Source organism: Candidatus Hydrogenedentota bacterium (genome assembly GCA_019695095.1).
In the GTDB taxonomy this organism is placed as follows: Bacteria; Hydrogenedentota; Hydrogenedentia; order Hydrogenedentales; family SLHB01; genus JAIBAQ01.
On the sequence record JAIBAQ010000236.1, the window covers coordinates 1 to 7,783 of the forward strand.

General features: G+C 58.0%; 6 protein-coding genes. 2 read left to right on the forward strand and 4 right to left on the reverse strand.

Annotated elements, in window-relative coordinates; all coding sequences use genetic code 11:
- Nucleotides 1-141: 141 nt before the first annotated feature.
- Entirely contained in the window at nt 142-936 is a 795-nt protein-coding gene (locus K1Y02_23520) for a hypothetical protein (protein ID MBX7259352.1), read from the reverse strand.
- Between the two features lie 5 nt (nt 937-941).
- On the reverse strand, nt 942-1,715 hold the full coding sequence (locus K1Y02_23525) for an ABC transporter ATP-binding protein (protein MBX7259353.1): 774 nt from the start codon (nt 1,713-1,715) through the stop codon (nt 942-944).
- Nucleotides 1,716-2,057: 342 nt separating this feature from the next.
- Between K1Y02_23525 and K1Y02_23530 the strand changes: the two genes are divergently transcribed.
- Complete coding sequence (locus tag K1Y02_23530; protein ID MBX7259354.1) at nt 2,058-3,200, forward strand: cystathionine gamma-synthase; 1,143 nt, start codon at nt 2,058-2,060, stop codon at nt 3,198-3,200.
- A gap of 654 nt (nt 3,201-3,854) precedes the next feature.
- On the opposite strand, the gene K1Y02_23535 is transcribed toward K1Y02_23530, so the two are convergent.
- Both K1Y02_23535 and K1Y02_23540 read right to left on the reverse strand, forming a co-directional pair.
- Nucleotides 3,855-4,436 (reverse strand): NAD(P)H-dependent oxidoreductase, encoded by a 582-nt coding sequence (locus tag K1Y02_23535; protein ID MBX7259355.1) that lies wholly within the window; start codon nt 4,434-4,436, stop codon nt 3,855-3,857.
- 138 nt (nt 4,437-4,574) lie between these two features.
- Complete coding sequence (locus K1Y02_23540; GenBank protein ID MBX7259356.1) at nt 4,575-5,264, reverse strand: hypothetical protein; 690 nt, start codon at nt 5,262-5,264, stop codon at nt 4,575-4,577.
- Between the two features lie 282 nt (nt 5,265-5,546).
- On the opposite strand from K1Y02_23540, the gene K1Y02_23545 reads away from it, so the two are divergent.
- Nucleotides 5,547-7,783, forward strand: a 2,237-nt coding sequence (locus tag K1Y02_23545; protein ID MBX7259357.1) for a heavy metal translocating P-type ATPase, incomplete at its 3' end; no start/stop codon positions are given.

The window sequence follows — 7,783 nt, forward strand, 5'->3', positions numbered from 1 at the left end:
CCTGAATCAACCACATTCCTACCATCAAGCACCAGAACACAATCATGATGGCGCCTGCCGGACGGCGTGCCTGTTTCAGCAGCCAGCGAATCCGGCCGCGGAATTCGAGCCGCCACAGCAAGGCAAATGTGCCGATGACTCTCATTTCTCAGGCGCGGCCTGCGCTGGCATCAGTGGAGTGCAATTAGATTCCACAAGCACCGCACCTGTCCAGAGTTTCTTATTCTCGTCGCGCTTATGAACGCCGCGAATACAGGTTCCCTTGGTGAATGGAGCTATCCCCAACGCCCAGTCCTCTTGATATTTGGCGAGAGAACCAAAGTTCTCATCGGCCTTCAGGAGTTCCTCCGGCTTGCCGTAACACCCAAACCACCATGCTCCATTGAAAAATGAGACGGTCTGGATTCCCTTATCGGTGTAGCCGCTGGCAACTACGTGCCGTTTGACGAATTTGAAATCCGCGTCGTATTCGTAGACGTAGTTCTCGGTATAACCGACAGGAAGTCCCCCGACCACAAAGAAATGTCCGTTGTGAAACTCCACGCCGCCCGCGCCATGCACGACTTCCGGCACGGCATGCTTCGTTAAGAGCGTAAGGTCATTCGCATCGTAGACATAGATCCACGAGTCCGCCTTGCCCGGCTCCTCGTTGAACAGCTTCAGGTTCACGGCCACGTAGACTTTGCCCTCGTGACATGCGAGATCGCCGTGATGCGTAGGCACATCGATAGCCTTGATCAACTGACCCTTCAAGTCGGTTTTAACCAGAGCCACCGTAAACGACCAGAAGATGGCCGTCGGATTGCCATCCGCGCTGTCGGTCACAACGCCCTGCAGATGCCCCCCATATTGGCCCGCGCAGTCGATGCGTTCCTGCGCGACTGCAATCGGCGCCACCAAAGCCAACACCACACTCAAAAGCGGAACACGTTTCATCGGAATCACCCCCTATGCTCATCAACCGATTCTTGTGGCAACGGCGGCGGACTGCCCTTTGCGGACGTCGCCTTGATAAACGCTTCTTCGAGGCTGGTTTCTCCCTCACTCGTGCGGAACCGTTCACGGGCTTCATCCAGCGCGCCGAGAAACAGACACTCTCCTTCATGAAGGATAAGCAGGTGCGTACACAAATCTTCGACAATGTCTAGCAAATGCGAACTCAGCACGATTGCCGCGCCCTTTGCCGCCTCCTCACGAATGCTCTGCTTTGTCGTACGAATGCCAAGCGGGTCGATTCCCGTCATGGGTTCGTCGAGCAGAATGACCTTCGGATCGTGCAGGTAAGCGCAGCACAAGGCCATCTTCTGCCGCATACCACGCGAGAGTTCGCCTCCCATCTTGTCGCGATGTTCGGTAAGCTCGAAGCGTTCCAACAACGCATTCGCCTTTGCCGTGTAATCCTTGACCCCATACGCGCTCGCCGTGTACCGCATGTGCTCCCACACCGTCAGTACATCGAACGCTTTCGGATCGTCAGGCACGTAGGCAATCCGTAGCTTCGCCTCAACGGGATTCTCGCGAACATCGTAGCCATCGATAGCGATGCGCCCGTGCGACGGTGGAATCACGCCGCAAATCGCGCGCAACGTCGTGGTCTTCCCAGCCCCGTTCGGGCCGACCATGCCAAGTATCTGTCCGGGTTCAACCCCAAAGCTCAAGCCCGCGACAGCGATCTTGCCGTCATATGCCTTGTGAAAATCGTGAACCTGAATCATGCAGGAGCGCCCCTTCCCTGCCGTTTCAATCCCCCTTTTGCCGGAGACTTTGGCATAACGAGTGTAGTCATACGCGGCACGAGAAATCTAATCCCCGAGCCGAACTTTGTCCTGAAACGATGTCACGTGTACCGCCTGTTTGAGGTACGCATCCCCACCCCCCTATAATAGGAGCCACTGCTTGGGGAATCCTGGACGCGCGCCCGACGTTTCTATGCGCGGCGACGGATTTCCCTAGGATTTGGCTGTCCCAGGCAGGCCCTTCGGCTGAGCCCGCATCCGCGGACCCTCGAAGTTGCCCCGTTTCCCAACGTCGCCCGAACATTGATGTGGAGGATTAGCATGCGATTCAAGACCTTGGCGATTCATGCCGGACAAGGCCCCGACCCCGCGTTTGGCGCGGTCATGACGCCCATCTACCAGACCTCGACGTTTGCCTTCAAAGGCGTCAACCAACCCGGCCCTTTCGACTACTCGCGCAGCGGCAACCCCACGCGCAAGGCCCTCGAAAACTGCGTTGCCGCCCTTGAAGGCGGCACCCACGGGTTCGCCTTCGGCACCGGCATGGCCGCCGAAGCCACTGTCCTCGCCATGCTTGATTCCGGCGCGCATATCATCGTCCACGACGACCTTTACGGCGGCACCTACCGTTTGCTCACGTCCGTGGTGGCTCCAAAGGGCGTCGCGATCGATTTCGTGAACTTGCGCGATATCGACGCCATCCGGAAGGCCATTCGTCCCAACACGAAGATGATCTGGATCGAAACGCCCACAAACCCGCTCATGAACCTCATCGATCTAGAAGCGGTCGCGAACGTAGCGAAAGAGAAGGGCGTCGTCACCGTGTGCGACAACACGTTCCTCTCGCCGTATTTTCAGCGTCCGCTCGACTTCGGCGTGGATGTGGTGCTGCACTCGACGACTAAGTACATGAACGGCCACTCCGACGTGGTCGGCGGCGCGGTCATCGTGAAGGATCAGGCGCTCGGCGAGAAGATCGGCTTCCTGCAGAATGCGCTCGGCTCCTGCGCCGGTCCCCAAGATTGCTTCCTCGTCTTGCGCGGACTCAAGACACTCGCCATTCGCATGGAAGAACACAACAAGAATGCGCTGGGCATCGCGCGCTGGCTGGAGAAACATCCCAAGGTCGAACGCGTCCTGCATCCCGGCCTCGAAAGCCACCCGCAGCACGCCCTGGCGAAGAAACAGATGACCGGCTTCGGCGGAACATTCAGCTTCTGCGTGAAGGGTGGCCAGGAAGAGGCGTTCCGATTGCTGAGCGGTGTCGAACTGCTTACGCTCGCGGAATCGCTCGGCGGCGTCGAATCGCTCATTGAGCACCCGTGGAGCATGACCCACGTCTCCATGCCCGAAGAGTTCCGCGCCAAGATGGGCATCACCCAGAACCTGATCCGCATCTCCGTCGGCATCGAAGACCTCGACGACCTCATCGCCGACCTCGATCAGGCTTTCAAGAAGGTCTGACGCTGCACAAAACTAGCGCGAGGGGATTTGCCTCACGGGCAGATCCCCTCGCAAATTTCCAATCAAACCTCACGGTGCTTTGTCGGTCCTAGGCTTAAGACCATATACGACCCTTCCGCTCAATCCTCTCACGCCGTAAACCGAAGGCTTATTGCGACATCCATGAAGATAATAAGCGCCAGCAAGATCCGGATACGGCGCAGATCGACGGAAGGCAGCTTATGTGCGAATACCGGCAGCATCAGGGTTATCACAAAGCACAAAACCCTCTCCCTTAGTGGCAAGCTCTCTGTCACATTCGCATGGCGCGTCCTAAGCAGAAGCAGCCAGGAGAGATACCCAACAATAGAGACATAATGAATAAGCGCCATGGCAACTTGCCGGATGCCCCGAGTTGCCTCCATTTCCCGTAACAAAAGTGAGCAAATAAGCCACGCAAGTATAAGAAAAGGAACCACAAGCCACGGACGCCGCTCGATTCCACTCGGTTTCGTCCCGCTACTCGACAGCTGCCCTGACTCCGCGCTCATATTCCCCCTTTTAGCCTTGACGGCCACTATACTATGATACTAAATTAAGAGCGCTGGACTGTCAAGGTACAATGAATTGATGACTTGGCTGCTGAGTACTGTGTGCTTTCCTTGGTCGCTGACCTTATCCCTTCAGCTTCGCCAACACCCTCGCCAAGTTCTCGCCCAATCCCCGGATCTGCGCCTGCTTCTTCTCGTCCTTCAGGGAACCATCAGCATTGAAAGCGTCCCCCGCACCTGGAATGGAAACCTGCTCCGGCAGCACGATCATCTGGATATTGCTCAATAGCGACCGCACGGTCACCAATCCACGCAACCCACCCAATGCACCCGGCGACGCACTCATCAGGCTGACGACCTTCCCCGCGAAACATTCCAGCGGCTTCTCATTGCCTTCTCGGCGCGACGCCCAGTCTATCGTGTTCTTGAGCACCGCCGTGATGGAGCTGTTGTACTCCGGGCACGACAACAACCAGCCATCGTGCGCAAGCATGATGTCTTTGATCGCCCTGCCATTCGCGGGCATTCCCTCGGCAGCTTCGAGGTCTTCGTCAAAAACAGGCAACGGAAAATCCCGCAAATCGATATAGGTCACCTGAGCCCCCGCCGCCTCCGCCCCAGCAATGGCAATCTTCACGAGTCTCTTATTGAAGGACTCCTTCCGCAGGCTTCCCGCAAACGCCAGAATCTTCGGTGTATACGCCATATCGCGCTCCTTCCGTAGCAAGTCGATTCACAACCGCGCCATAAATGAGACGGGGACCGTCCCCGTGTGTCAGGAACGATCCCCCAGTTCTCTTTGCATCATGAACACACGGCGACACCCGTGTATTCACGGATTCGGCTATTTCTTGTCAGCCACTTTGCCCCAAACCCGGACGCTGTCAATATTGCCCACATCGTCAAACGATCCAAACCCTATCCCACCCGAAGCGAACGTTTTGTCGGTCGCCTTCATGATCGGCTTGGTCATGTCGTCGAAATAGACGAGAATCGTTCCCACCTGCGTGTCCCGCTCTATGCGGACCGTATGGTACGCGTCCGTCCACGCCGTACCACCCGTGCGCTCCTGCGCGATGGACACCCGAGGCGTGCCGTTTACCAGGAAGATCGAATTCGCATGTTCATCGGCCTTCGTCGCCAGATGCACATAATAGAAATGAGATGGATCGGTGTAGCCGAAGAAGATGCACATGTCGCGGTGCCCGTACTCCCGGCCCGTCTGTTTCATCTTCACTTCGATGACGCAATCCCCCACATTCAAATCCTTGATCCGCGCGATGTTCTTCGGTGAACGCACGGGCGGCTCGTACTTGCTCTCGGCATACAACGACAGCGCCTTATTGCCATTGTCGTCCACGACCTTCCACGCGGCCGGATCGGTCATGGTCCACTTCTCGATGCCGCTGTCGAATTCATCGCTATACACCAACGGCATACCCTTCATTTCCTTCGGCGCGGCGGCCTCGTCCGCGTATACAGCCACCGCAAACACCAACGCGATGGCAGTCCAAATTGCATATCGATTCATCATGGTGAATTCCTTCCATGTAGTCGTGAAATAGCAGGAGGCATCATACGAAATGTGCCCAAATGGTGTACACCACATCCTAATCGCCAATCGCGGCATGGTGCGCACCTATCTCCAGAATGTACTTTGCCTCGCTTTTAGTGCATGCTGTATACGGGAAGCAGGTGGGACGCATGATGGTCATGGGGTATTTGGGAGATGTAGATGAGCGAAGACCGCGCGTGTTGCGGTGGAAACGAGGCCGTGTCCGCCAATTCGACATTGATGGTGGACCCGGTCTGCACTATGAAGGTCGACCCGGCGACGGCGAAGCATCGCCACACCCATGAGGGGGTCGATTATGTGTTCTGCAGCGCGTCGTGCGCGACGAAGTTCGCGACTGATCCTGCTGCGTACTTAAACAAGACTTCACCGTCCAAGAGTACCCTTACCGCCGATTCTTTCCGAGTCGGCGCGCCGCAAGGCGAGTCACCGTGTTGTCATGGTCATGCCGCCTCGCCTGCCACGCCGGCGCCAGCAGCAAAGGGGCAGGATACGCGATACTACATCTGCCCGATGTGCCCGGGTGTGCGTCAGCAAGGACCCGGTGACTGCCCGGTCTGCGGAATGGCGCTTGAACCCGAGACAGTTGAGCTGCCTTCCTCCGCCGTCGAATACACTTGCCCGATGCACCCCGAGGTTGCCGAAGAGGTGCCTGGCACGTGTCCCATCTGTGGCATGACGCTTGAACCACGGACCATTGTGACGGAGGAACAGAACCCGGAGTTGGCGGACATGACCCGCCGGTTCAAGATTGCCGTGGGGTTCACGATTCCTCTGTTCATGATCGCCATGGCGGAGATGGTGCCCGCCGCATTGCTGACCCCCATCGCACCTATGCGTGTGTGGCTTTTTGTGCAACTACTCTTTGCCGCTCCCGTTGTGTTGTATTGCGGTTGGCCCTTTTTCGTGCGCGGGGCGCGGTCTGTCGTGTCCATGCGACTCAACATGTTTACCCTGATCGCGCTCGGGACCGGCGTCGCCTTTGTCTACAGCATTGTGGCTACGTTGATACCCTCCATATTTCCTCACTCGCTGCGCGGCCATGGCGGATCGATACCTGTCTACTTCGAGTCCGCCGCTGTGATCATCACGCTGGTCCTGCTTGGACAAGTTCTGGAACTGAAGGCCAGGGCGCGCACTTCCAGCGCAATCAAGCAACTCCTTGGCCTGGCGCCCAACAAAGCGCGCATCGTTCGAGGCAAGGGGCAGGAGGAAGATATCCCCCTGAGCGAGGTACGCGTGGGCGACCGGCTCCGTGTGCGGCCCGGCGACCGGGTACCCGTCGATGGTCTTGTACTGGACGGCGCGAGTGTCGTCGATGAATCGATGTTGACAGGCGAACCCGTGCCCGTCGAGAAGAAGCCAGGCGATCTTGTTACCGGTGGAACGGTCAACGGGAAGGGCAGCTTCATTATGCAGGCCGAGCGCGTAGGAGCAGACACGCTGCTCGCGCAGATTGTGCGCATGGTGAGCGAAGCGCAGCGCAGCCGGGCCCCCGTACAACGCCTTGCCGACGTGGTCTCCGGAATCTTTGTTCCCACTGTCATTGTGGCGTCGGTCGTCACGTTTGTTGTGTGGATGTTGGTTGGCCCCGAACCGCAATTGGCATACGCGCTTGTTAACGCCGTTTCCGTTCTCATTATCGCGTGCCCGTGCGCGCTCGGACTTGCCACTCCCATGTCGATTATGGTTGGTGTGGGGCGCGGTGCGATGGCCGGAGTCCTTGTGAAGAACGCCGAAGCCCTTGAATCGCTCGAGAAGATCGATACCGTTGCGGTTGACAAGACGGGCACGCTTACCGAAGGGCGGCCGCGCGTAATCAGTCTTATTGCCGCGAGAGGGTTCAAGGCAAACGATGTGGTTCGCATCGCCGCGGGTATCGAGCAGGCCAGCGAGCATCCACTTGCCGCTGCCATAGTCGATGCCGCGCGCGTGCAACATCTCGAGCCCGCCGAAGTGGCGGAGTTTACGTCGCGCACAGGGCGTGGGGTCATGGGGGTGGTCGAGGGGCAGCGGGTTCTCGTCGGCAGTGAAGCCTTTATGAAAGAGGAAGGCGTGTCGCTGGAGTCTCTGGCTTCACACATTCAGACTCAGCACCGCGACGCGCATACGGTCGTCATTGTCGCGCTCAACGGACACGCCGCCGGGTTGATTGGCATCAGCGATCCGATTAAGGCTTCCGCTTCCGAGGCCATAAAAGCGCTTCATGAGGTCGGGCTTCGCGTGGTAATGCTCACGGGCGATAGCAAGGCCACTGCGGATGTTGTCGCGAAGAAGCTAGGCATTGATGAAGTCCGCGCCGAGGTCTTGCCAGACGCCAAGGCCGACGCCATCAAAGCGTTGCAGGACGAAGGCCGCCGCGTGGCAATGGCGGGCGACGGAATCAACGATGCCCCGGCGCTTTCTCAGGCCAACGTGGGAATCGCGATGGGAACGGGAACCGATATTGCCATGCAAAGCGCCGACATAACGCTGGTGCG